This window comes from Streptomyces sp. NPDC041200 (genome assembly GCF_055591805.1).
In genome coordinates, this window is record NZ_JBVIZF010000023.1 from 46,736 (window position 1) to 69,507 (window position 22,772).

Here is a 22,772-nt window from a genome sequence, read left to right on the forward strand (position 1 = left end):
CCCCTCCCAGCGGTAGCTGGGGGATCAATAGAAACACGGGAAGAGATGTCGGCACCCAATAAGTCGTACGACCCTGTCGAGGTCGAGGCACTGAAACCGGAAGAGATCGCCCGGATGCGGGACGAGGCGCTGGACGCCATCGCCGCCGCGGGGGACCTCGAAGCGCTGCGCGAGGTGAAGGTCGCCCACACCGGCGACCGCTCGCCGCTCGCCCTCGCCAACCGCGAGATCGGCGCCCTGCCGCCGCACGCCAAGGCGGACGCGGGCAAGCGCGTCGGCCAGGCCCGCGGCCAGGTGACCCAGGCCCTGAAGGCCCGGCAGGAGGAGCTGGAGGCGGAGCGCGACGCCCGGGTGCTGGTCGAGGAGGCGGTGGACGTCACGCTGCCGTACGACCGCACCCCGGCCGGCGCCCGCCACCCGATCACCACGCTCTCCGAGCGCATCGAGGACGTCTTCGTGGCCATGGGCTACGAGGTGGCCGAGGGCCCGGAGGTCGAGGCGGAGTGGTTCAACTTCGACGCGCTCAACTTTCCGCCGGACCACCCGGCCCGCGAGATGCAGGACACGTTCTTCGTCCGCGGAGCGGACAAGGACGAGCCGTCCGGGGTGGTGCTGCGTACCCACACCTCGCCGGTGCAGATCCGGTCGATGATCGAGCGGACGCCGCCGATCTACGTGATCTGCCCGGGCCGCACCTTCCGCACGGACGAGCTCGACGCCACCCACACCCCCGTCTTCAGCCAGGTCGAGCTGCTGGCCATCGACGAGGGCCTGACCATGGCCGACCTCAAGGGCACGCTCGACCACATGGTGCGGGCGCTGTTCGGTGAGGGCATGACCACCCGCCTGCGGCCGAACTTCTTCCCGTTCACCGAGCCGTCCGCCGAGATGGACATGCGGTGCTACGTGTGCCGCGGCGAGTCCGTCGGCAACCCGGACCGCCCGTGCCGCACCTGTTCCAGCGAGGGCTGGATCGAGCTGGGCGGCTGCGGCATGGTCAACCCGCGGGTGCTCATCGCCTGCGGCGTCGACCCGGAGAAGTACAGCGGGTTCGCCTTCGGCTTCGGCATCGAGCGGATGCTGATGTTCCGGCACAACGTGGAAGACATGCGAGACATGGTCGAGGGTGACGTGCGCTTCACCCGGCCCTTCGGGATGGAGATCTGATGCGGGTCCCGCTTTCGTGGCTGCGGGAATACGTCGACCTGCCGGCCGGTGAGACCGGCCGCGACGTCCAGGCCAAACTCGTCGCCGCAGGCCTGGAGGTCGAGACGGTCGAGCAGCTCGGCGCCGGCCTCAAGGGCCCCCTGGTGGTCGGCCAGGTGCTGGCCATCGAGGAGCTGGAGGGGTTCAAGAAGCCCATCCGCTACTGCCAGGTGGATGTCGGGCAGGCCAACGGCACCGGTGAGCAGCAGAACATCGTCTGCGGCGCCCGGAACTTCGCCGTCGGCGACAAGGTCGTCGTCGTGCTGCCCGGCGCCGAACTGCCCGGCGGCTTCGCGATCTCCGCGCGCAAGACGTACGGCAAGACCTCGCACGGCATGATCTGCTCCGGCGACGAGCTGGGCATGGGCGACGACGGCAGCGGCGGCATCATCGTGCTGCCGCCGGAGTACGAGGTCGGCACCGACGCGATCGAGCTGCTGCAGCTCGTCGACGAGGTCCTGGACATCGCGGTCACCCCCGACCGCAGCTACTGCCTGTCGATGCGCGGCATCGCCCGCGAGGCCGCCACCGCGTACGGGCTGCCGCTGCGCGACCCGGCCCTGCTGGACGTGCCCGCGCCCAACAGCCACGGCTACCCGGTCAAGGTCGCCGACCCGGTCGGCTGCGACCGCTTCACCGCCCGTACGGTCACCGGGCTCGACCCCGAGGCGCACTCCCCGATCTGGCTCCAGCGGCGGCTGCAGAAGGCGGGCCTGCGGCCCGTCTCGCTCGCCGTCGACATCACCAACTACGTGATGCTGGAGATCGGCCAGCCGCTGCACGCCTACGACCGTTCCCGGGTGACCGGCGCGATCGGCGTGCGCCGCGCCGAGCCGGGCGAGAAGCTCACCACCCTCGACGGCACCCAGCGCGTCCTGGACGCCGAGGACCTGGTCATCACCGATGACAGCGGGCCGATCGGCCTCGCCGGTGTCATGGGCGGCGCCAACACCGAGATCGCCGACGCCACCGAGGCGGCGCGCACCACCGAGGTCGTCATCGAGGCCGCGCACTTCGCCCCGGTTTCGATCGCCCGCACCGCCCGCCGCCACAAGTTGTCCTCCGAGGCGTCCAAGCGGTTCGAGCGCGGCGTCGACCCGGAGGCCACCTCCGCGGCCGCGCAGCGCACCGTCGACCTGCTGGTACTGCTCGCGGGCGGCACCGCCGAGGCGGGCGTCACCGAGATCCTCTCGCCCAGCGCCCCGCACACCATCACGCTGCGCGCCGACCACCCGGACCGGGTCGCGGGCGTCGCGTACGGCCGCGAGACCGTGGTCCGGCGCCTCCAGCAGATCGGCTGCGACGTCTACGGCGCGGACGACCTCACCGTCACCGTGCCCAGCTGGCGCCCTGACCTGCGCGATCCGAACGACCTCGCCGAGGAGGTCATCCGGCTGGAGGGCTACGAGAACCTGCCCGCCACCCTGCCGCAGCCGCCCTCCGGCCGCGGGCTGACCGAGCGCCAGCGGCTGCACCGCCGGGTCGGCCGGGCGCTGGCCGGGGCCGGGTACGTCGAGGCGCTGAACTACCCGTTCATCGGCGAGGAGGTGCTGAACCAGTTCGGTCTCGCCGCCGACGACCCGCGGCGCGACCTGGTCCGTCTGGTCAACCCGCTCTCCGACGCCGAGCCCGCGCTGCGCACCACCCTGCTGCCCGGGCTGCTCGCCGCGCTGCGGCGGAACGCCGGGCGCGGTGAGCACGACCTCGCGCTCTTCGAGACCGGCCTCGTCTTCCGCGCCACCGGCGACGAGCCCCCGGCCGTCCGCCTCCCCGTCGACCACCGGCCGACGGACGAGGAGATCGCCCAGCTCGACGCCGCCCTCCCGAGCCAGCCGCGCCGCGCCGCCGCCGTCCTCGCGGGCGACCGGCAGCAGGCCGGGTGGTGGGGCAAGGGCACCCCGGTCAGCTGGGCCGACGCCGTCGAGGCGGGCCGTACCGTGGCGCGCGAGGCGGGCGTCGAGCTGATCGTCCGCCAGGACCAGCAGGACCCCTGGCACCCGGGCCGCTGCGCCGCGCTGCTCGCCGTCGTCGACGGCGAGGAGATCCTCGTCGGCAACGCGGGCGAACTGCACCCGCGCGTCACCAAGGCGCTCGGCCTCCCGGAGCGCACCTGCGCGATGGAGATCGAGCTGGACCGCCTGGAGCGGGCGGGCGGCGGCGCGGTGACGTCGCCGCACGTGTCCACCTTCCCGGTGGCCACCCAGGACGTCGCCCTCGTGGTGGACGACTCGGCCGCCGCGGCCGACGTCGAGAAGGCGCTGCGCGAGGGTGCGGGCGAACTGCTCGAATCCCTCCGGCTGTTCGACGTCTTCACCGGTGAGCAGCTCGGCGAGGGCAAGAAGTCCCTGGCGTACGCGCTGCGCTTCCGGGCTCCGGATCGCACGCTGACCGCCGACGAGATCGCGGTGGCCCGCGATGCGGCGGTGGCCGTGGCCGCCGAACGTGTCGGCGCCACCCTGCGCGGCGCCTGACGGCTCCCTCGCGAAGGGGCGCATCCCATCTTGGGGTGCGCCCCTTCGCGTTGCCACCTGGGGTTTCGTTGGCGGGTGCGGGCCGGTGGTGGGGTTGTGCCCACCTGTTCCTCCCGGTGGAACGCTTGCCCACAACTTCACACGATCGGGTGGGAATCGGAGGCCCCTGGTCCTTTTGGCAGTCGCTGTCGCGAGAATCGTTGCGGTTGGCTGCGAGTGGGGGCGACGCATGATCGGGACCAGGGCGATGTGCGGTAGGAAGCTCGGACTCGTGCTGGCGGGGGTGTGGCTGCTCTGCTGCGCCGTCGTGTGGCAGCGGCACGGGCTCTGCGGTCCGCTGCTGGCCGCGGTCCCCGTCCTCGCGTACGCGTATCGAGGTCGCCGCTCCCGGCTGGTCCGGGAGCTGGAGCGGGCGCGCGAAGTGGCCGCCGCCGCACAGGAGGTGGTGCTGCGGCCGCTGCCGTCCCGGCTGGACGGGATCGAGATGGCGGGCGGCTGTCTGTCGGCCAGCCGCGGCGCCGCGGTCGGCGGCGATCTGTACGAGGTGCTCGCCACCGCGCACGGCCTCCGCGCCGTCATCGGGGACGTACGCGGCCACGGCCTCGCCGCCATCGGCACCGTCGCCGCTGTGCTCGGCAGCTTCCGTGAGGCGGCGCACGAGGAGGCCGAACTCGCCGGTGTCCTCCGGCGGCTGGACCGCGCGCTGCGGCGCCACCTCGGCGACGACCACGGCGAGGAGTTCGTGACGGCCCTGCTGCTGGAGATCGGCCCCGGCGGCGAGGTGGCCGCGCTCAACTGCGGCCACCCCTGGCCGTACCGGCTCTACGAGCAGCCCGTGGGCCCGGCGCTGGCCCGGCAGATCACCCCGGGCGACGTACTGCCCCCGCTCGGCCTCTTCCCGCTCCCCGCCGAACTGCCCCTGGCGCGCTGCACCGCCCTGCGCCCCGGGGACGCGCTCGTCCTGCACACCGACGGGGCCGAGGACGCGCGTGACGCGCACGGCACGTTCTTCCCGCTGCGCCACGCCCTCGGCGAGGCAGCGGGCAGCGGGCCCATCATCCCCGCGGCGGTCGTGGCCGCGGTGCGGGCGGCGGTGCTGCGCCACACCGGCGGGCGGCTCGCCGACGACATCGCCCTGGTGGCGCTGCGCAACGACCGCTGCCCGCTGCCCGCGAGCTTCACACCCCGTGTGAAACGGACTTCACTACGCTCATAGGCGCAGAGTCCACCGGGGAGGGCGACATGGAGCCCAACACACTGCTCGACGCCGTACTCGACGAGGCCGGGATCTCCCACGCCGGGCTGGCCGCGCACATCAACGAGGCGGGCCGGGCCAGGGGCATGAAGCTGCGGTACGAACACACCGCGGTGGCCCGCTGGCTGAAGGGGCAGCGGCCGCGCGGCCAAGTGCCGGACCTCATCTGCGAGGTGCTCGGCGAGCGGCTGCACCGCGCCCTCACCCTCGACGACATCGGCCTCGGCACCCCCGGCACCCCCCGCGCCTCCGCCACCTCGCTCTCCGGTTTCGTCGAGCGCGCCACGGCGCTGTGGCGCTCCGACGAACAGCAGCGCCCGCACGTCATAGGAGCCGCCGCGGTCACCGGCACGCCCGCCGTGATCCCGGTGTGGGAGTGGGAGAACCCGCCCGAGGACTCCGACGTCTCCCGCCACGGCCTCACGCGCGTGTCCATGACCGACGTCGAGATGCTGCGCGCCGCCCGCGCCCACTACGAGCAGATGTACCGCAAGGCAGGCGGCATCGCGACCAGAGCCCGCGTCGTCGGCTTCCTCAACTCCGAGACCGCGCCCCTGCTGCGCGGCGCCTACGCCGACGACATGGGCCGCCAGCTGCACCGGGCGACCGGCGGACTGGTCGCCATCGCCGGGATCTGCGCGTACGACTCCAACGCCCACGGCCTGGCCCAGCGCTACTTCCACCAGGCGCTGCGGCTCGCCAAGGCCAGCGGGGACCGGGGGCTGGGCGCGTACGTGATAGCGCTGCTCGTCACCCAGTCCCTGTTCATGAAGGAGTACCGGCAGGCCGTCGCGTTCGCCGAATCGGCGCTGCGCGCCGCGGGCTCCCAGATCACCCCGGCGCTCGCCGCCGACCTGTACGCGATGCAGGCCAAGTCGTACGCACGGCTCGGCGACGGCCACAGCGCGCTGGCCTGCATCCGCCGCGCCGAGACCGCCGCCGACCGCATCAGACCCGGCCAGGAGCCGGACGAGACCGGCTATGTGCAGCCGGGCCTGGTCAACATCCAGGTCGCGGAGGCCCTGCTGAGCCTCGGCGACCTCGGCGCCGCCCGCGAGCACGCCACCGCCGCGGTCGGCACGCCCGCCCACGACCGGGGCCGGGTGCACCGGCTCGCCATGCTCACCCACATCGAACTGCGCCAGGGAGACGCGGACCGGGCGGGCGCCACGGCCGTCGAGATGACCGAACGGGCCCGTGGGATGGAGTCCCAGCGGTTACGCGACCGGCTCCGCGCGGTACGCGAGCACCTGGCTTCCAGCGACTGCGCCGCGACGTCCGAGGCCGCGGAACTCATCGACGGGGCCCTGCGCGTTCCGTTCTGACCGTGGCCGCCACCGCGGCCCGAATGTGGGCCGCGCCCTCGTCAGCGGGTGGCCGAGGATTGCCATCTCTCCGACGGAAGGTGGCCTACCAGTGCGATGGAAGAATCTCACGGAGCAGACCGTGTACGAGAACCGATGGTTCCGGGTCAACCTCGCTGACGTCAGACTCCCCGACGGCCGTCATCTGGACCACTACCTGATCCGGCTGCGGCCCGTGGCCGTGGCGACGGTCGTGAACGAGGCGAACGAAGTACTGCTGCTGTGGCGGCACCGTTTCATCACCGACAACTGGGGCTGGGAACTGGCCGCGGGCGTCGTCGAGGACGGTGAGGACATCGAGGGCGCGGCGGCGCGCGAGATGGAGGAGGAAACCGGCTGGCGCCCCGGCCCGCTGCGCCATCTGCTCTCCGTAGAGCCGTCCAACGGGCTCACCGACGCCCGGCACCACATCTATTGGGCCGAGGACGCCGAGTACGTCGGCCCCCCGGAGGACGACTTCGAGTCGGACCGCCGCGAATGGGTTCCGCTCAAGCTGGTGCCCGACCTGGTCGCGCGCGGTGAGGTGCCCGCGGCGAACATGGCGGCTGCCCTGCTGCTGCTCCACCACATCCGCCTGGGCTGAACCCCACCGCGCGGGCCACGGCAGGCGCCGGGGCGACTGGCCGCGAGCGGTTAGCGCCCCGCCGCCTGCCACACCGTCAGCGCCAGCGCGGATACCCCCGTCAGAGCGGCGATGGAGGGCAGCGGCCAGCGTCCGTGCTCCAAGGCGCGGACGCGCCCGCCCAGTTGGTTCAGCTCCTCCTCCGACTGCTCTCCGCGGTGGTCGTGCAGGATGAGCCGGCCGTCGACGCGGGCGAAGCCCACTTCGACGCTCCGGCGGAGTTCCGCGAGCTCCACGGCTAACGCGGTCTGCTCGGGCTCGGTGGTCACGGGTTTGCTCCCCTTCCGGATGTACGTCCGTGCTGCACTGTTCACGCTCCGAGTCAACCGCATCACCAAGGGGTGCGGGAGCGTGTGTGGGGAGGGTGTGTGAGTCACCGGCGCACACCCCGTGCGAACAGCGCCGTGCACCCGGCGGCCACAGCTTCCCGTGGCGTGCCGCGCCCAGAGTGGCGCAACGGCCCCCGGGTAGCTCAGGGAGAGGTGAGGGGACCGGCAACCGAGGGAAGTGGACGCATGATCGCCGCTCCGATGTGGGACTTCGGCGCTGACCAGGGCGCGCGGCAGTTCGCCGCGCTCGGGCTCGCGCTGCTGCTGTCCACCCTGATCGGGCTCGAACGGGCCGTGCTGCAGAAGAGCGCCGGGCTGCGCACCCACACCCTGGTGGGGGTGGGTAGCGCGCTGTTCATGCAGGTCTCCCAGTACGGCTTCGCCGATGTGCTGAGCCGCGAACACGTCGACCTGGACCCCTCGCGGGTGGCCGCGCAGATGGTCTCCGGCATCGGCTTCATCGGCGGCGGCCTGATCTTCGTCCGGCGGGACGCCGTCCGCGGTCTGACCACCGCCGCGACCATCTGGCTGACCTGCGCGGTCGGCATGGCCTGCGGCGGCGGCCTGCCCCTGCTGGCCACCTCCGCCACCGCGGTCCACTTCCTGGTGGCGCGCGGCTATCCGCTGGTCACCCGCCATATGCCGGGGATCCTGACCGCCGAGCAGCGGGAGTTGCAGCTGTCCTACCGGGTCGGCGGCGGACTGCTGCCCCGCGTCCTGGAGTTGTGCACGGCCGCCGGTTTCCGGGTACTGCGGGTACGGGTGAACCGGGCGCCCTGGAAGGGCCGGGACCGGCTGACCCGGAGCGTCCGCGCCGAAGCGGAGGAGGCCGGACCGGGCGAAACGGACATCGTCGAGGTGCTGATCACCCTTGAGGGCAGAGCCGACGTCCTGCGCCTGGTCGGCCAGATCACCGAACTACGGGGCGTGCTCACCGCCGACGCGGGCGCGGAACTGGACGCCGCGGAGTGAGCACTCAGGCGTACTCGTAGAAGCCCGAGCCCGTCTTGCGGCCCAGCCGTCCCGCGTCGACCATGCGCAGCAACAGCGGGGGAGCGGCGTACAGCGGCTCCTTGTACTCGGAATACATCGAGTCGGCGATCGCCGCGATGGTGTCCAGGCCGATCAGGTCGGACAGCTTGAGCGGGCCCATGGGGTGGGCGCAGCCCATCTCCATGCCGTTGTCGATGTCCTCGCGGTTCGCGACACCGGACGCGAACATCCGGATGGCGGACAGCAGATACGGGATCAGCAGCGCGTTGACGACGAAACCGGCCCGGTCCAGGGCGTGGATCGCGTGCTTGCCGAGCACGCCCTCGACCAGCGCCTCGGCGCGCTTGATGGTCTCCTCGCCGGTGGTGAGCGCCGGGATCAGCTCGACCAGCGACTGCACCGGGGCCGGGTTGAAGAAGTGGATGCCGATGACCTGGTCCGGGCGCGAGGTCGCGACGGCCAGCTTGACCAGCGGGATGGACGAGGTGTTCGAGGCGAGGATCGCGTCCGGGCGGGTCACCACCTGGTCCAGGACCTGGAAGATCTGCGTCTTGATCTGCTCGCTCTCGACGACGGCCTCGATGACCAGGTCGCGGTCGGCGAACTCCCCGAGGTCGGTGGTGAAGCTCAACCGCTCCAGCGTCGCGTCCCGCTCCTCCTCGGTCATCTTGCCGCGCTCGACGGCCTTGTCGAGGGAGGTGGTCAGGCGGGTGCGGCCGATCTCCAGGGCCTCGCCGGTGGTCTCGGCGACCATGACCTCCAGGCCGGACCGCGCGCACACCTCCGCGATGCCCGCACCCATCTGGCCGCAGCCCACTACTCCGACGCGTTCGATGTCGGTCACATCGTGCCTTTCGCTGAGCTAGCTGTCTGTGTGATCCCCCTGTCGACCAGACGTTACCTGCCGGTTGGAAACGGCGGGCGGGCCGGGGCCGCATTGCCGGGCCCCGGCCCGCCCGTGTTCACGGTGTGCTGATCAGGCCACTACGAGACGTCTCCGCGCAGGATGCCCCGGCCGTTCGTACCGACGTAGACCCGGCCGTAGACCCGGGGGTCGCCGGTGATGGTGGCGCCGGTCCAGCCCCACTGGTGGGCGTCGTCGTTGACGCGGGTCCAGCTCTTGCCGGTGTCGGTGGAGCGGAAGATGCCGCGTACTCCGCCGATCTTGGCGCTGGTGTAGAGCGTCTGGTACGAGGCGCCGGGCGCGGCCTTGCCGAAGCCGATGGTGTCGGCCTGCTGGACGCCCGGCAGCTTGGTGAAGGTGGCGCCGGAGTCCGTGGAGTGCCACAACCCGTACGCGCCGGTCGCGGTGCCGCCAGCGAGCCAGATGTCGCCCTCCGCGCCCGGTAAGGCCTTGAAGCGCGCGCTCTCGGCGGGCAGCCCGGACGACGCCTTGGCGGTGAAGGTCGCGCCGCCGTCGGTGCTCACGTAGAAGGTGCCGGACTTGTAGCCGTAGAACTTCTTCGGATTCTTGCGGTCGGATTCGACGGTCGCCCCGGCCGGGATGCCGCTGGAGGCCGTCCAGGAGTTGCCGAAACCCGTGGTGCGGTAGACGGACGAGGAGCCGTCGGGGCTCCAGACGAAGCCGCTGCCGTCCGCCGCCGCGGCCACCGTGCCGCCGCCGGTGACGCCGGGCGGCTCGGTGCCCTGGAACCAGTTGGCGCCGTTGTCGGTGGAGAAGGCGATGCGCGGGGCGGTGTCGTTGTTGCCCACCCGCACCACGGTGTTCGGGCTGCTCTCGGCGTAGTCCAGGCTGGTGGCCGTGGTGAACGACGGCGAGGTGTAGATCTTCGCGGGCACCGCGTCGAGGTCGGTGTGGCGGAAGCCGCCGAGGTCGCCGAGCGCGCTCAGCAGCGGGGCGCCGGACGGCGGGCTGGCCAGGTCGTTGACCGCCGTCTCCTCCAGGCCCTTCACCATCGGCGTGATCTTCGCCTGGCCGCCGGAGTCCCACGCGGTCAGGTTCTCGGTGCCGTAGATGGTCGCGCCGGTGCCGTACATCATCCGGTTGGAGTCGAACGGGTCGATCTCCAGCGCCTCGGTCATCCAGCCGAGCTTCGGGGTGACCTCGGGCGGGGCCGGGTTGGTGCCGAAGGTCAGCCAGGGGACGGAGGAGATGTCCTGGGTGTAGCGGAAGGAGCGGTTCGGGTAGCTGGTGTAGTCCCAGGCCCGGGTCCAGGTGGCGCCGGAGTCGGTGGAGCGGAAGATCTGGGTGTCCGGCCACCAGGAGCTGTAGCCGGTCACCATGAGGGTGCCGGGCTTCTGGCGGTCCACGGTGAGCCCGCTGTAGCCGAAGGTGGTGTCGGCGTCCGCCGTCGGGCTGATGTTCTTCCACTCGCCGGTAGCGGTGGCGTAGCGCCACACCTGGCCCTTGCCGCCGTCGTACGGGCCGCCCTTGTCGCTCGTGGTGAGGTAGAGGTAGCCGTTCTTCGCGTCGAGGACGCCCTTGTGCGCGAGGTAGCCGGTGGGCTGCCCGGCGATACGGGACCAGGTGGCGCCCGCGTCGGTCGAGCGGTAGACGGTGTTGTCCTTGTCGGCCACGCCCACGTAGAGGGTCTTCGTGGCGCTGCCGGACGAGCCGGTGCGCTCGTCGAACGTCACCCACACCACGCCCTGGTTGTCGCTCGCGTAGCCGCTGCTGTCGTTCGGGTTCTCGACGTAATTGCCGGGGTTCGGGAAGGCGGTCACCTTCGACCAGCTGACCCCGGAGTCGGTGGAGCGCCACAGGCCGTTGCCGCTGGGCGCGCCGAGGTACAGCACGCTGTTCCGGTTCGGGTCGACCGCCAGCCGCTCGCCCATGCCACGGCCCGGCATGTTGCCGCCGAGCTTGAAGGGGAGCGCGGTCGCCTGCCAGGTGGCGCCCCGGTTGGAGGAGCGCAGGATCGCGCCGTTGCCCGGGTCCCAGCTGTTGGTGTACGTACCGGCCGCCACGTACACCTTGTCCGGCGCGACCGGGTCGCTGGCCAGGCTGACCACGCCGGTCCACCCCCAGTGGTCCCAGCCCACCGAGTCCAGCAGCGGCACCCACCGCTTGCCGGACTGGTCCCAGCGGTACGCGCCGCCGATGTCGGTGCGGGCGTAGGCGAGGTTCTTCTCCTTGCGGTTGAAGACGATGCCGGGGACGAAACCCCCGCCGTCGACGCGGACGTTCTTCCAGCTGTAGCTGTCGGCCCTGTGCTGTGGTGCGGGGGAGTCGTCGGGGCGGGCCGCGGCGGGGGCGGCGGCCGCGGTCAGTAATCCGCCGACGAGTGCCAGCGCGGCCATGAGCGCGCCGAGCGGTGTTCTCCTGCCTCTGCTGCTGCCTCTGCTGCGCACGGGAACTTCCTCTCCGGGCGTGGGGGTGTGGAGTGTGTGTTTGGGAGCGCTCCCATGCGTGCGTGCTTTCGATGCTAACGGCCGGATGGCCCTGCGAGAAGAGTGAAGTCAGCGGGTACCCATTGCCGCCCGCCCCCAAGGCGCCCATCATCGGCGGGAGTTGTGGTGTGACGCGAGCGAGGAGTGAGCATGGGTCGGATCACGGGCATCACACGGCGAAGTCTGACGGCCGCGGCCGCCGGGGCACTGGCCACGGCCGCCTGGCCGGGCGAGGCGGCGGCGGACGAAGGCGGGGGGCGGCGCAGACAGTTCCGCGGGATGTGGCTGGCCACGGTCGCCAACCGCGACTGGCCCGCGCGCCCCGGACTCCCCGCCGCCGAACAGCGGGCCTCGCTGCTCGCCTTCCTCGACACCGCCGTCGAGCGGCGGCTCAACGCGGTCGTCTTCCAGGTCCGGCCCACCGCCGACGCGCTGTGGCCGTCCCCGTACGAGCCCTGGTCGGAGTGGCTGACCGGCGCGCAGGGCCAGCACCCGGGCTGGGATCCGCTGGGCACGGTGGTGCGCGAGGCGCACCGGCGCGGTCTGGAGCTGCACGCCTGGTTCAACCCGTACCGCGTCGCGAACCACGCCGACCCCACCCGGCTGCTCCCCACCCATCCGGCCCGGGTGCACCCCGACTGGGTCGTGCCGTACGGCGGCAAGCTCTACTACAACCCCGGGCTGCCGGAGGTCCGCCGCTTCGTCCAGGACGCGATGCTGCACGCGGTCGCGCGCTACGACATCGACGCCGTCCACTGGGACGACTACTTCTACCCCTATCCGGTAGCGGGCCAGGTCTTCGACGACGACGCGGCGTACGCGCGCCACGGCGCGGGCTTCCCCGACCGGGCCGCGTGGCGGCGGAACAACATCGACCTGCTGGTGCGGGAGACGGCCGTACGGATCAAGCGGCTGAAGCGGGGCGTGCGGTTCGGCATCAGCCCCTTCGCCGTGTGGCGCAACCGCGCCACCGACCCGCTCGGCTCGGACACCCGGGCCGGGGTGCAGACGTACGACGACCTGCACGCGGACACCCGGCGCTGGGCGCGGGAGGGCTGGGTGGATTACGTCGTCCCGCAGGTCTACTGGAACATCGGCTTCGCGGCCGCCGACTACGCGAAGCTCGTGCCCTGGTGGGCGGATGTCGTGCGGGGCACCGGAGTCAACCTCTACATCGGCGAGGCGCTGTACAAGGCAGGCGATCCGGCGCAGCCCGCGCCCTGGCAGGACCCGGCGGAGCTGTCCCGGCACCTCACCCTGTGCGCGGACTATCCGCAGGTGCGGGGCAATGTGTACTTCTCGGCGAAGGAAGTGGCCGCCGACCGCAACGGCGCCATGGCGCGCGTGGTCGCCGACCACTATCCCCGCCAGTGAGTGAGCCGAAGGGGCGCGCTGGTGTCGAAAGGGAGAGCGCGCGCAGGCCGCGAGGAACGAGTGGCCGAGCACGGTCGACCGTCGACACCGGCTTTTGCGCCCCGGAGGCGAACGAGCCCAGGAAATGGGGCACGTCCGCCCCGCTGAGCCCGGTCCGCGCCGCCGCTACCGCTACCGGCGTCCGGCGGGCAGGTGACGTACGACGGAGTCGGGGCCCGGGGAGAACAGGCATTCGTGGCCGTCGTCCTCGTAACGGACGCGGTACGGCGGTTCACCGTGGTCCCCGAGCACTTCGATGATCTCTGCGGTCCGGTCGTGAACTCCGACAACCCTGCCGTGCACCAGCAGCTTGTCGCCTACGGTCGCCTCCATCTGCGTGACCTCCTGTAGTGGCTACCCGGAGGGCAAATGCGATCCCTGTGGCCAGTCTATGGCCGGTGCGCCCGGATCGCGCCCGCCGGGTTCGCCCCGGTTAGCGCCCGTTGTCCACCCCCGTTGTTCATCCCCGCTGCGTCACCCCGATGCACACCAGCACCGCGACGGCGGCGATCGGCGCGGCGGGGCCGATGTGCTCGCCGAGCAGCAGCACCGACCACACCAGGGTCAGCAGCGGCTGGGCCAGCTGCAGCTGGCTGGCCCGGGCCACGCCGATGGCGGCCATGCCCCGGTACCAGACCACAAGACCCACGAACTGCGAGCCGACCGCCAGCCACAGCAGTCCGGCGACGGCGTGCCCGCCGAGCCGCACCGGCTCGGTGTACAGCGCGATCGCCGCGCCCGGAAGCGCCACCGGAACACACGCCACCAGCGCCCAGCCGATCACCTGCCAGCCCGGCATGGAGCGGGCCAGCCGCCCGCCCTCGGCGTAGCCCGCCGCGCACACCAGCAGCGCGCCGAACAGATACAGATCGCCGGTGGACAGCGCGCCGCCGCTCTGCTGCACCGCGAAGCCGATCACCACAGCGGCCCCGGTCAGCGCCGCCGCCCAGAACCGGCGCGAGGGCCGCGTCCCGGTGCGTACGGCGGAGAACACGGCCGTGGTGAGCGGCAGCAGCCCGACGACCACGGCGGCGTGCGAGGTGGTGGAGGTCTGCAGCGCGAGCGTGGTCAGCAGGGGAAACCCGACCACCACCCCGGCCGCGACCACCAGCAGTCCGGGCCAGTGGCGCCGCTCCGGCGCCGCCGCCCGCCGCGCCACCAGCGCGCCCCCGGCCACCAGCGCGGCGAGCACCATCCGGCAGGTGGTCACCGACCAGGGGCCGAGCCCCTCCAGGGCCCAGGCGGTGCCGGGGAAGGTGAGGGAGAAGGCGACCACTCCGAGGGCGGCCAGCAGCGTGCCGCTCCGGGCGGCCCCGTGTGCGGCGGTGCCCTGTGCGGTGGCGCCCTGTGCGGTGGTGTCGCCTGCGGGGGTGGCGGGCGTGCCCGGCGTGTCCGGCCGGGGGCCCGCCGCACTGCTCACCGCTATCGTGTCGTCGTCAGTAGCGCTATCCTGTGCTCTCATGCAAGAGCGTAGCAGTGTCGCCGAACTGGCAGAAGCGCTGCGGCGGGAGCTGAACCGCTACTCTCCAGGTGAGAAGCTGCCCTCCAGTCGCGCCCTCGTCGAACGCCACCGGGTCAGCCCGGTCACCGTCTCCCGTGCCCTGGCCGCCCTCGCCGCCGAGGGGCTGGTCGTCACCCGGCCCGGGGCCGGTGCCTTCCGGGCCGCGCCGCGCGTCGAGGCGCCACGGGCCGGGGACACCTCCTGGCAGGAGGTCGCGCTGAGCGTCGAGACGCCGGGTGAATCCGTCCCGCGCTCGGTCGACGCCTCGGGCGTGCTGGCCACCCTCGCCGCCCCGCCGCCCGGGATCCTGGAGCTGAACGCCGGGTACCTGCACCCCTCGCTCCAGCCCGAGCGCGCCATGGCCGCCGCCCTGGCCCGGGCCGGACGGCGGCCCGGCGCCTGGGGCCGCCCGCCCATGGAGGGCCTTCCTGAGCTGCGCGCCTGGTTCGCCCATGAGATCGGCGGCCGCGGCGGTACCGTCGCCGCCGCCGACGTCCTGGTCACCGCGGGCGGCCAGTCCGCGCTGACCTGCGCGCTGCGCGCCCTCGCCCCGCCCGGCGCGCCCGTCCTCGTCGAATCGCCCACGTACCCTGGCATGCTCGCCGCCGCCCGCGCCTCCGGGCTGCGCCCGGTTCCCGTCCCGGTCGACGCCGACGGCATCCGCACCGATCTGCTCGCCGAGGCGCTGCGGGCGGGCGGCGCCCGCGTCGTGGTCTGCCAGCCGCTGTTCCAGAACCCGACCGGCACGGTGCTCTCCGCCGAACGGCGCCGCGAGGTGATCCGGATCGCGCGTGCGGCGGGGGCGTTCGTGATCGAGGACGACTTCGCGCGCCACCTCGTCCACGAGGACGCGCCCCCGCTGCCCCCGGCCCTCGCCGCGGACGATCCCGACGGGGTCGTGGTCCACGTCTGCTCCCTCACCAAGATCACCTCGCCCAGCCTCCGGGTGGGCGCCCTCGCCGCCCGTGGCCCGGCGCTGGAGCGGCTGCGCGCGATCCAGGTCGTGGACAGCTTCTTCGTCCCGCGCCCGCTGCAGGAAGCCGCGCTGGAACTGGTCGGCGCGCCCTCCTGGCCGCGCCATCTGCGGACCGTCGCCGCCGAGCTGCGCACCCGCCGCGAGGCACTGGTCACGGCGGTACGGCGGGAGCTGCCCGAGCTGCCCGCGCCACACGTGCCGCCCGGCGGCTACCACCTGTGGCTGCGCCTGCCGCACGGCACCGACGAGGGCGCGCTCGCCTCCGCCGCGCTGCGCGCCGGGGTCGCGGTGGCCCCCGGCCGCCCGTACTTCAGCGCGGAGCCGCCCGCGCCGCACCTCCGGCTGAGCTTCGCGTCGGTCGCGGGCACCGGCGAACTCGCCGAAGGAGTACGGCGGTTGCGTACCGCGTACGACGAGATGCCGGCGTAGGGTCCGGGCCGCCCCCGGGATCTCGCGCAGGAGCCCACCCCGGGGGCCCGGTGAACCGTACGATGCGCGAATGACGTTTCGGCTGACGCTGGTCGCCGCAGGCGCGACCTCCTCGCTGCTCGGGGAGCGCTTCGGCGACGACCGGCCGCTGGATCCGGCGGGCCGCCGCGCCGCCGAGCGCGCCGCGCCCGTCCTCCTGCCGCTGGCCGCCGCCGAGCTGCGCTACTGCTCACCGTCGCCGCGCAGCCGCGAGACCGGCCTCGCGCTCGGGTTCACCCCGCTCGTCCAACTCGCCCTGCGCGACTGGGACATGGGCCGCTGGGGCGGCCGTACCCTCGCCGATGTGATGGCGCGCGAGCCGCGCGCGGCCGACGTATGGCTCGCCGACCCCCGCGCCGCGCCGCACGGCGGCGAATCGCTGCTGGCGTTCATCACCCGGGTCGGCGGCTGGCTGGACACCCGGCCGGTCGAGGAGCACGTCAAGATGCTCGCGGTGGCCGACCCCGGGGTGATACGCGCCGCCCTGATGTACGCCATCAAGGCACCGCCGCACTGCTACTGGAACATCGACGTGATCCCGCTGTCCACGGTCACTCTCACCGGCCGCGCCGGGCAGTGGCGGCTGCGGGTGGAGGGCGACGTGCCGAGCTGACGGCCCCATGATCACCCGGATGATCATTTCGGGTCGCCGTCGCCGGTACGGGCCGCAACGCTGATGCCGGAGCCCCTACGACCCGATGGGAACTGTCATCATGCGCTACCTCCGCCACCTCCGACACCTCTCTCTGAGCGCCGCCACCGCCGTGACCGCCGCCCTCCTGTGCGCCGCCCCGGCGTCGGCCGCCGCACCGACGCCCCTCTGGGGCCACTGGCCTCCGATGTACCCCATCGGGCGCGAGCAGGTCTTCGACCTGGTCGCGCACCAGACGCAGTTCAGCTTCGTCGATGTGGGAACGCCCGGGCCCAGCCAGGGGGACGAGTTCGTCATCAGCGGTGACCTCCTCCAGGGCACTGCCGTGGTGGGCCACTACGGCGAGGTCTGCACGCTGACCCGGGTCGGCCCCGTCGTCGACTCGTTCGACCAGCAGTGCGTGGGCACGCTCACCCTTCCCGATGGGGACCTCACCATTCAGGGGCTGATCTCCGTCACCGCGGCCGGACCCGAGGCCGACATCAACCTCGCGATCACCGGCGGTACCGGGCGCTACCGGACGGCACACGGTTACGTGCACGCCGCCCTCGCCAGTGCGACGGACACCAACTTCACCGTGCACCTCATCCGCTGACCTCCCCCGGGCCCATCAGCCGGCACCGTGGAAGCGGCGGTGCAGCATACGGACCTCCTCGGCGAGCGCCGGATACGGACCCTTCACCACCGCGCCGGGCACCACCTCCCGGATCGGCAGGGTCCGCACCGGCGGCGCGGACACGCCGAGTTCGGCGAGCCAGTCCGACAGCTGCTCCGACGAGCTGGCGTACACGATGCGGCCGAGCCCGACCCAGCCGTGCGCGGCCGCGCACATCGGGCAGTGCTCGCCCGAGGTGTAGACGGTGGCCGCGGCCCGCTCCGCGGGGGTCAGCCGCGCCGCCGCCCAGCGCGCCAGCGCGAACTCCGGATGGCGGGTGTGGTCGCCGCCCGCCACCCGGTTGTGGTCCTCGGCGAGGACGGTCCCGTCGGCCGCGACGAGCAGCGATCCGAACGGCTCGTCGCCCGTCTCCAGCGCCTCGGTCGCCAGCTCCACACAGCGGCGCAGATGCCGCAGGTCGTCGTCGGTCGCGTGGTCCGCCACGATGCCTCCCCGGTGGTGATCAGGGCCAGCATGCTAATCGGTCAACTCCTCGGCCAGCAGGTCCATCAGCAGGGCGTCGTGCCAGCTGCCGTCGGGCCCGCGCTCGTAGCGGCGCATCACGCCCACCGGGCGGAACCCCGCCTTCTCGTACGCGCGGATGGCGGCGGCGTTGTCGGCGGCCGGGTCGATCACGACGCGGTGGTGGCCGTGGTCGTTGATCAGGTGGCGGGCCAGGGTGCGGACGGCGTCGGTGCCGAGCCCCCGGCCGTGCACCGCCGGGTCCAGATAGATGTCGATGCTCGCGTGCCGGTAGTCCGGGTCCGGCTCCTCCGACCACTGGATCATGCCGACCACGGCCCCCTCGTACACGACGGCCAGCGTCTCGGTGTCCGCGTCGGCCAGGTCCTCGGTCACCGCCGCCACCAGGTCCGCGCCGCCCCGCCAGCGCGCGTACACCTCGGGCCGCGCGCGGATGGCGGCGAGCCGGGGGATGTCGGTGGGGACGGTGGGGCGCAACACCACCCGCGCGCCGTGCAGAGTCGTCCGCACCTCAGACCCGCGCGGCCCTCTCCCGCAGCAGGCGGCGCTCGGGGGCGTTGCGGGTGAGGGAGGCGGCGCGCTCGTACTCCGCGCGCGCCTCCTCCCGCCGCCCCAGCCGCTCCAGCAGATCACCGCGGACGCTCGGCAGCAGGTGGTAGTCGCGCAGCGCGGGATCCGCCACCAGGGCGTCGACCAGTACGAGAGCGGCCGCGGGGCCCTCCGCCATCGAGACGGCCACCGCCCGGTTCAGCTCCACCACCGGGGACGGGGTGAGGGCGGCCAGCCGGTCGTAGAGGGTGGCGATGGTCGTCCAGTCGGTGTCCTCGTAGCGGACCGCCCGCGCGTGGCAGGCGGCGATCGCGGCCTGGAGGGCGTACGGTCCGTGGCCCGCGTGGTGCAGGGCCTCGACGCCGCGGTGGATGAGCAACCGGTTCCACTTGGCCCGATTCTGGTCGGCGAGCAGCACCGGCGCGCCGTCCGGGCCGGTGCGGGCCGGGATGCGGGAGGCCTGGAACTCCAGCAGCGCGACCAGCCCGTGCACCTCGGGCTCCTTGGGCATGAGCCCCGCCAGTACCCGGGCCAGCCGCAGCGCGTCCTCGCACAGGGCCGGGCGCACCAGATCGTCCCCGGCCGTCGCGGAGTAGCCCTCGTTGAAGATCAGGTAGATGACCTCCAGCACCGAGGAGAGCCGGGCGGCCCGGTCCTCCCCGTACGGCACCTCGAAGGGGACCCGGGCCTTGGCCAGCGACCGCTTCGCCCGGACGATCCGCTGCGCGACGGCCGCCTCGGAGGCCAGGAAGGCGCGGGCGATCTCCTCCGTGGTCAGCCCGCCCAGCAGCCGCAGGGTCAGGGCGATACGGGCCTCGGGCGACAGCACCGGATGGCAGGCGGTGAAGATCAGCCGCAGCAGGTCGTCGTCGATGTCGTCGGGGTCGTCGAGGTCCGCGGAACCGGGCGGCGGTACGTCCTCCAGCGCCCGCCCGACCTCGGCCAGCTTGCGCGCGTACGTCTCCTTGCGGCGTACGAGGTCGATCGCGCGGTGCTTGGCGGCGGCCATGAGCCAGGCTCCCGGCTTGTCCGGGACGCCCGACTCCGGCCACTGCTCCAGCGCGGCGATCAGGGCATCCTGCGCGAGTTCCTCGGCGATGCCGACGTCCCGCACGATGCGGGCGACACCGGCGATGATCCGCGCGGATTCGATCCTGAAGACCGCTTCGACCGTCCTGGTCGCTTCGGTCGCGTGTGCTGCCGTCACGGCCACCCATCAGAGCAGCCGCCCGGTGGTGCGGCAAGCGGAACCGGATCAGCCCTCGTCGATCTCGCGGACCTCGGCGGTGACGGTCCAGTAGTCCTCGTGGGTCTCCAGGAACCGCTTCGTCCACTCCAGCGCCTCGGCCTTGTCCTTGGCCTGGATGAGGGAGTAGCCGCCGATGACCTCCTTGCTCTCGGTGAACGGCCCGTCGGTGTAGCCGATCTTGCCGCCGGACCAGGTGACCCTGGTCCCCTCGGAGGTGGGCTTGAGCCCGGCCGTGTCGAGCATGACGCCCGCCTTGGTGATCTCCTCCAGCAGCGCGCCCATGCGCTCCATCAGCTCGGGGCTGGGGCCCTCGGCGGGGGCGTTCTTCTCGTCGATGCGGATCAGGGTCAGAAAGCGCGGCATGGTGACTCCTCGGTCGCCGGGCGGGGCCTGTCCCCGCCTCTCACCCCTGCGTCGAACGGGAGACGCCCGGATCGACACCTCCCCGGAAAAATCTTCGGGGATTTTTCCGGGGAGCGCGATCACAGGGGCAGCGCGATCACAGGGGGGGGAACGGATCAGCCCATGTGCACCGGGCCCGCCTCCTCGCCGTGCTGCTGCTTCTTCGCGTTGATGGCGAACGCGGTGACCGCGAGCCCCGCCAGGAACATGACGGCCGCGGCGGCGAAGGCCCGGGTGTAGCCGTGGGTCAGCGCCTCACCGGCCCTCGCCACCAGGGCGGCGTCGTGCGTGGCCAGCCCCCGGTAGAGGGCGGCGGCCGCTCCGGGCAGCCGGTCGGTCGCCGCCGAGGTGGAGAGGGTCGACATGACCGCGAGGCCGAGGGCGCCGCCGACCTGCTGGGCGGTGTTCAGCAGCGCGGAGGCGATTCCGGTGTCCTCCTGCCGCACCCCGCTGACCGCGCCCAGTGTCATCGGCACGAACCCCATGCCCAGGCCCAGCGCGGTGACGAACATCGCGGGCATCAGATGGCCCGCGTACGACGAGTCCGGCTCCAGGGTGGAGAACCACACCATGCCCGCCGCCGCGACCGCCAGGCCCGGCCCGGCTATCAGCCGCGGCGCGAGGTGGGCGACCAGCTTGGAGCTGAGCCCCGCGGCCACGGCCATGCCGATGCTGAAGGGCAGATACGCGAAGCCGGTCCTGACCGGGCTGTAGCCCAGGATCAGCTGCATGTAGAGCGTCAGGAAGTAGAAGGTGGCGAACATGCCCGCGCCGATGCACAGCATGGTGGCGTAGCTGCCCCACCGGCTGCGGTCCCGGAACAGCCGCAGCGGCATCATCGGGTGCCCGGCCCGAACCTGGACCAGCAGGAACGCGGCCAGCAGCACGGCCGCCGCGGCGAAGGAGCCGAGGGTGAGGCCATCGGCCCAGCCGTGGTCGCCGCCCCGGGTGATGGCGTAGACCAGCGCGATCAGACCGCCCGTGCCGGTGATCGCGCCGGGCACGTCCAGCCGCCCGGGACTACGGTCGGCCTCGACCAGGGTCCGGGTCCCGGCGAGGACGGCCAGCCCGATCGGGATGTTGACGAAGAACACCCAGCGCCAGTCGAGGACATCGGTGAGCGTGCCGCCCAGCAGCAGACCGACCGTGGCGCCGACCCCGCCCATGGCCGCGTACACGCCCATCGCCGTGTTGCGCGCCTTGCCCGCCGGGAACGTCGTGGCGATCAGGGCCAGCGCGCTGGGTGCGGCCATCGCGGCGGCCACGCCCTGCAGCACCCGGGCGCCGATCAACAGCCCCTCGCCCGGGGCCAGTCCGCCGAGCACCGAGGCCAGGGTGAAGACGGTGATCCCGGTACGGAACATCCGCCGCCGCCCGAACAGGTCCCCGGCCCGCCCGCCGAGCAGCAGCAGCCCGCCGAAGGCCAGCGCGTACGCGTTGACGATCCACGCCAGATTGCCGTCGGACACGGCCAGATCGGTCTGGATGCTGGGCAGGGCGATGTTGGTGATCGTGGCGTCCAGAACCACCATCAGCTGCGCCGCGGCGATCACGAACAGGGCCAGCCCGAGATGGCGGCCCCCGGGGGATCTTCCGGGGGATGTCCCTGCGGTCTGCGGCCGCGCGGGGACGGCGGTGGTGGTGTCTGCGGACATCGAAGTCTCCATGGAATGAGCTGAATCGCGGACCGGCGTCGGCCCGCGCGCCCACTTTCCCCGCAATACATGACACCTGCCGTCATGTTTTTCGGCGATCCTCGGAGCATGAAATCCGACCGGATGCTGTCGATCCTGCTGCTGTTGCAGACGCGCCGACAGGTGCCGGCCACCGAGCTGGCCGAGCGCCTGGAGGTGTCCGTACGCACCATCTTCCGCGACGTCGAGGCGCTCTCCTCGGCCGGAGTGCCCGTCTACGCCGAACGCGGGCGCAATGGCGGCATCGCCCTGCTGCCCGGCTACCGAACCGATGTGACCGGGCTGACCGCCGACGAGGCGCGGGCGCTGTTCGTGCTGGTCACCGACCGGGCCCACGCCGATCTGGGGCTCGGCCGGGCCATCGGCTCGGCGCTGCGCAAGGTCATGGCCGCGCTGCCGCAGCCGCACCGCGACGCCGCCGCGCTGACCCGCCGCCGCATCCTGGTGGACCCGGTCCGCTGGCGCAGCGGGCCCCGGGCGGCGGTGGCCGACCTGGGGGTGCTCCAGGACGCCGTCTTCACCGACCGGCGGCTGCGGCTGCGGTACCGGCACGGCCGCGACGGCCGCGAGGCGTCGTACACCCTCGATCCGTACGGTCTGGTCGACAAGGCGGGCGTCTGGTACCTGGTGGCCGATCACCGCGCCCGGCCGCAGCTGTTCCGGGTGGACCGCATCCTGACGGCGTCGGTCGCCGACGAGCCCGTACGGCGGCGCGAGGGCGCCGAACTGGCCGATGTGTGGGACACCCTGCGCCGCCAGATCGACGACCTCCCCACGGGGGTGGACGTGGTGGTGCGGGTCCGGCGGGCGTCCCTGCGCCGCTTCCTGAGCATCTACCGCGCCGATCTGTCCGCACCGCCGCCCCCCGAAGCGGACCCCGCCCAAGGTGGTGGCGAGGACCGCGTGGAGTTCCACCTGCGCTTCAGCGTCATGGGCGCGGCCCTGCCCCTGCTCGCCTTCGGCGCCGACGTCGAGGTGATCTCGCCGGAGTCGCTGCGCGAGGAGCTGGCCCGCGTCGCGGCGGAGGGCACGGCCCTCTACTCCGGCGGATGCCAGGCGGGGGTCGGGGCCCGGGGCCCGGAGGATTCGCAGGGCTGCCCGCCGTGGCCGTCCTCGGAGTGACTGCGCAGCCGCTATGG

21 protein-coding genes are annotated in these 22,772 nt (G+C 72.8%); 11 read left to right on the top strand and 10 right to left on the bottom strand.

From position 1 onward, the window contains the following. Positions 1 to 45 precede the first annotated feature (45 nt). From pheS to ACZ6CL_RS32660, 5 genes are all read left to right on the top strand, one after another. Positions 46 to 1,167, top strand: a complete 1,122-nt coding sequence (gene pheS / locus ACZ6CL_RS32640) for a phenylalanine--tRNA ligase subunit alpha (protein ID WP_468942386.1) — start codon at positions 46 to 48, stop codon at positions 1,165 to 1,167. Then, positions 1,167 to 3,677 (top strand): phenylalanine--tRNA ligase subunit beta, encoded by a 2,511-nt coding sequence (pheT, locus tag ACZ6CL_RS32645; RefSeq protein WP_468942389.1) that lies wholly within the window; start codon positions 1,167 to 1,169, stop codon positions 3,675 to 3,677. The genes pheS and pheT overlap by 1 nt, the downstream gene beginning before the upstream one ends. A 229-nt stretch (positions 3,678 to 3,906) precedes the next feature. After that, a complete protein-coding gene (locus tag ACZ6CL_RS32650) occupies positions 3,907 to 4,893 on the top strand; it encodes a PP2C family protein-serine/threonine phosphatase (protein ID WP_468942391.1) in 987 nt (328 codons plus the stop codon). Between the two features lie 26 nt (positions 4,894 to 4,919). Next, a complete protein-coding gene (locus ACZ6CL_RS32655) occupies positions 4,920 to 6,257 on the top strand; it encodes a transcriptional regulator (RefSeq protein WP_468942393.1) in 1,338 nt (445 codons plus the stop codon). A gap of 91 nt (positions 6,258 to 6,348) precedes the next feature. Beyond that, positions 6,349 to 6,879 (top strand): NUDIX hydrolase, encoded by a 531-nt coding sequence (locus ACZ6CL_RS32660; RefSeq protein WP_358622716.1) that lies wholly within the window; start codon positions 6,349 to 6,351, stop codon positions 6,877 to 6,879. A gap of 50 nt (positions 6,880 to 6,929) precedes the next feature. Here the strand turns inward: ACZ6CL_RS32660 and ACZ6CL_RS32665 are convergent, their stop codons facing one another. Next, positions 6,930 to 7,187, bottom strand: a complete 258-nt coding sequence (locus tag ACZ6CL_RS32665) for a hypothetical protein (RefSeq protein WP_468942396.1) — start codon at positions 7,185 to 7,187, stop codon at positions 6,930 to 6,932. Positions 7,188 to 7,433: 246 nt separating this feature from the next. Here ACZ6CL_RS32665 and ACZ6CL_RS32670 point away from each other — a divergent pair, with 246 nt between their 5' ends. Beyond that, positions 7,434 to 8,219 (top strand): MgtC/SapB family protein, encoded by a 786-nt coding sequence (locus ACZ6CL_RS32670; RefSeq protein ID WP_468942399.1) that lies wholly within the window; start codon positions 7,434 to 7,436, stop codon positions 8,217 to 8,219. 4 nt (positions 8,220 to 8,223) lie between these two features. On the opposite strand, the gene ACZ6CL_RS32675 is transcribed toward ACZ6CL_RS32670, so the two are convergent. Both ACZ6CL_RS32675 and ACZ6CL_RS32680 read right to left on the bottom strand, forming a co-directional pair. Continuing rightward, on the bottom strand, positions 8,224 to 9,084 hold the full coding sequence (locus ACZ6CL_RS32675; protein WP_385447712.1) for a 3-hydroxybutyryl-CoA dehydrogenase: 861 nt from the start codon (positions 9,082 to 9,084) through the stop codon (positions 8,224 to 8,226). A gap of 140 nt (positions 9,085 to 9,224) precedes the next feature. Beyond that, the gene (locus tag ACZ6CL_RS32680) at positions 9,225 to 11,501 is read right to left on the bottom strand and encodes a WD40/YVTN/BNR-like repeat-containing protein (protein ID WP_468942527.1); all 2,277 of its coding nucleotides are present in this window, start codon (positions 11,499 to 11,501) and stop codon (positions 9,225 to 9,227) included. A gap of 240 nt (positions 11,502 to 11,741) precedes the next feature. Between ACZ6CL_RS32680 and ACZ6CL_RS32685 the strand changes: the two genes are divergently transcribed. Then, positions 11,742 to 12,965: a glycoside hydrolase family 10-like protein gene (locus ACZ6CL_RS32685; RefSeq protein WP_468942401.1), complete on the top strand. Its 1,224-nt coding sequence runs from the start codon at positions 11,742 to 11,744 to the stop codon at positions 12,963 to 12,965. Between the two features lie 171 nt (positions 12,966 to 13,136). Here the strand turns inward: ACZ6CL_RS32685 and ACZ6CL_RS32690 are convergent, their stop codons facing one another. Then, complete coding sequence (locus ACZ6CL_RS32690) at positions 13,137 to 13,337, bottom strand: DUF1918 domain-containing protein (RefSeq protein WP_398293184.1); 201 nt, start codon at positions 13,335 to 13,337, stop codon at positions 13,137 to 13,139. A gap of 127 nt (positions 13,338 to 13,464) precedes the next feature. Next, the gene (locus tag ACZ6CL_RS32695; RefSeq protein WP_468942404.1) at positions 13,465 to 14,466 is read right to left on the bottom strand and encodes a DMT family transporter; all 1,002 of its coding nucleotides are present in this window, start codon (positions 14,464 to 14,466) and stop codon (positions 13,465 to 13,467) included. On the opposite strand from ACZ6CL_RS32695, the gene ACZ6CL_RS32700 reads away from it, so the two are divergent. The 3 genes from ACZ6CL_RS32700 (at position 14,465) to ACZ6CL_RS32710 (ending at position 17,196) form a co-directional block, all read left to right on the top strand. Further along, positions 14,465 to 15,910: an aminotransferase-like domain-containing protein gene (locus ACZ6CL_RS32700; protein ID WP_468942407.1), complete on the top strand. Its 1,446-nt coding sequence runs from the start codon at positions 14,465 to 14,467 to the stop codon at positions 15,908 to 15,910. The genes ACZ6CL_RS32695 and ACZ6CL_RS32700 overlap by 2 nt on opposite strands. A 70-nt stretch (positions 15,911 to 15,980) precedes the next feature. After that, entirely contained in the window at positions 15,981 to 16,562 is a 582-nt protein-coding gene (locus ACZ6CL_RS32705; protein ID WP_468942408.1) for a histidine phosphatase family protein, read from the top strand. 85 nt (positions 16,563 to 16,647) lie between these two features. Continuing rightward, entirely contained in the window at positions 16,648 to 17,196 is a 549-nt protein-coding gene (locus tag ACZ6CL_RS32710; protein ID WP_468942411.1) for an allene oxide cyclase barrel-like domain-containing protein, read from the top strand. Between the two features lie 15 nt (positions 17,197 to 17,211). Here the strand turns inward: ACZ6CL_RS32710 and ACZ6CL_RS32715 are convergent, their stop codons facing one another. The 5 genes from ACZ6CL_RS32715 to ACZ6CL_RS32735 form a co-directional block, all read right to left on the bottom strand. Beyond that, a complete protein-coding gene (locus ACZ6CL_RS32715) occupies positions 17,212 to 17,700 on the bottom strand; it encodes a nucleoside deaminase (protein WP_468942414.1) in 489 nt (162 codons plus the stop codon). 33 nt (positions 17,701 to 17,733) lie between these two features. Further along, positions 17,734 to 18,249 (bottom strand): GNAT family N-acetyltransferase, encoded by a 516-nt coding sequence (locus ACZ6CL_RS32720; RefSeq protein ID WP_468942415.1) that lies wholly within the window; start codon positions 18,247 to 18,249, stop codon positions 17,734 to 17,736. A gap of 1 nt (position 18,250) precedes the next feature. Next, positions 18,251 to 19,501 (bottom strand): RNA polymerase sigma factor, encoded by a 1,251-nt coding sequence (locus ACZ6CL_RS32725; RefSeq protein ID WP_468942418.1) that lies wholly within the window; start codon positions 19,499 to 19,501, stop codon positions 18,251 to 18,253. A gap of 42 nt (positions 19,502 to 19,543) precedes the next feature. Continuing rightward, positions 19,544 to 19,900 (bottom strand): YciI family protein, encoded by a 357-nt coding sequence (locus ACZ6CL_RS32730; protein WP_468942420.1) that lies wholly within the window; start codon positions 19,898 to 19,900, stop codon positions 19,544 to 19,546. A 155-nt stretch (positions 19,901 to 20,055) separates the two neighbouring features. Beyond that, the gene (locus ACZ6CL_RS32735) at positions 20,056 to 21,594 is read right to left on the bottom strand and encodes an MFS transporter (RefSeq protein ID WP_468942421.1); all 1,539 of its coding nucleotides are present in this window, start codon (positions 21,592 to 21,594) and stop codon (positions 20,056 to 20,058) included. Positions 21,595 to 21,702: 108 nt separating this feature from the next. On the opposite strand from ACZ6CL_RS32735, the gene ACZ6CL_RS32740 reads away from it, so the two are divergent. Beyond that, positions 21,703 to 22,755 carry a helix-turn-helix transcriptional regulator gene (locus ACZ6CL_RS32740; protein ID WP_468942424.1) on the top strand — a complete coding sequence of 351 codons (1,053 nt, stop codon included), beginning with the start codon at positions 21,703 to 21,705 and terminating at the stop codon, positions 22,753 to 22,755. Positions 22,756 to 22,772 lie beyond the last annotated feature (17 nt).

Excerpts from the sequence above, each read along its gene's own strand:
- pheS (WP_468942386.1), top strand. The coding sequence starts at position 46 with ATGTCGGCACCCAATAAGTCGTACGACCCTGTCGAGGTCGAGGCACTG.
- pheT (WP_468942389.1), top strand. The coding sequence starts at position 1,167 with ATGCGGGTCCCGCTTTCGTGGCTGCGGGAATACGTCGACCTGCCGGCC.
- ACZ6CL_RS32650 (WP_468942391.1), top strand. The coding sequence starts at position 3,907 with ATGATCGGGACCAGGGCGATGTGCGGTAGGAAGCTCGGACTCGTGCTG.
- ACZ6CL_RS32655 (WP_468942393.1), top strand. The coding sequence starts at position 4,920 with ATGGAGCCCAACACACTGCTCGACGCCGTACTCGACGAGGCCGGGATC.
- ACZ6CL_RS32670 (WP_468942399.1), top strand. The coding sequence starts at position 7,434 with ATGATCGCCGCTCCGATGTGGGACTTCGGCGCTGACCAGGGCGCGCGG.
- ACZ6CL_RS32680 (WP_468942527.1), bottom strand. The coding sequence starts at position 11,501 with ATGGCCGCGCTGGCACTCGTCGGCGGATTACTGACCGCGGCCGCCGCC.
- ACZ6CL_RS32685 (WP_468942401.1), top strand. The coding sequence starts at position 11,742 with ATGGGTCGGATCACGGGCATCACACGGCGAAGTCTGACGGCCGCGGCC.
- ACZ6CL_RS32690 (WP_398293184.1), bottom strand. The coding sequence starts at position 13,337 with ATGGAGGCGACCGTAGGCGACAAGCTGCTGGTGCACGGCAGGGTTGTC.
- ACZ6CL_RS32700 (WP_468942407.1), top strand. The coding sequence starts at position 14,465 with ATGCAAGAGCGTAGCAGTGTCGCCGAACTGGCAGAAGCGCTGCGGCGG.
- ACZ6CL_RS32695 (WP_468942404.1), bottom strand. The coding sequence starts at position 14,466 with ATGAGAGCACAGGATAGCGCTACTGACGACGACACGATAGCGGTGAGC.
- ACZ6CL_RS32705 (WP_468942408.1), top strand. The coding sequence starts at position 15,981 with ATGACGTTTCGGCTGACGCTGGTCGCCGCAGGCGCGACCTCCTCGCTG.
- ACZ6CL_RS32710 (WP_468942411.1), top strand. The coding sequence starts at position 16,648 with ATGGGAACTGTCATCATGCGCTACCTCCGCCACCTCCGACACCTCTCT.
- ACZ6CL_RS32730 (WP_468942420.1), bottom strand. The coding sequence starts at position 19,900 with ATGCCGCGCTTTCTGACCCTGATCCGCATCGACGAGAAGAACGCCCCC.
- ACZ6CL_RS32735 (WP_468942421.1), bottom strand. The coding sequence starts at position 21,594 with ATGTCCGCAGACACCACCACCGCCGTCCCCGCGCGGCCGCAGACCGCA.
- ACZ6CL_RS32740 (WP_468942424.1), top strand. The coding sequence starts at position 21,703 with ATGAAATCCGACCGGATGCTGTCGATCCTGCTGCTGTTGCAGACGCGC.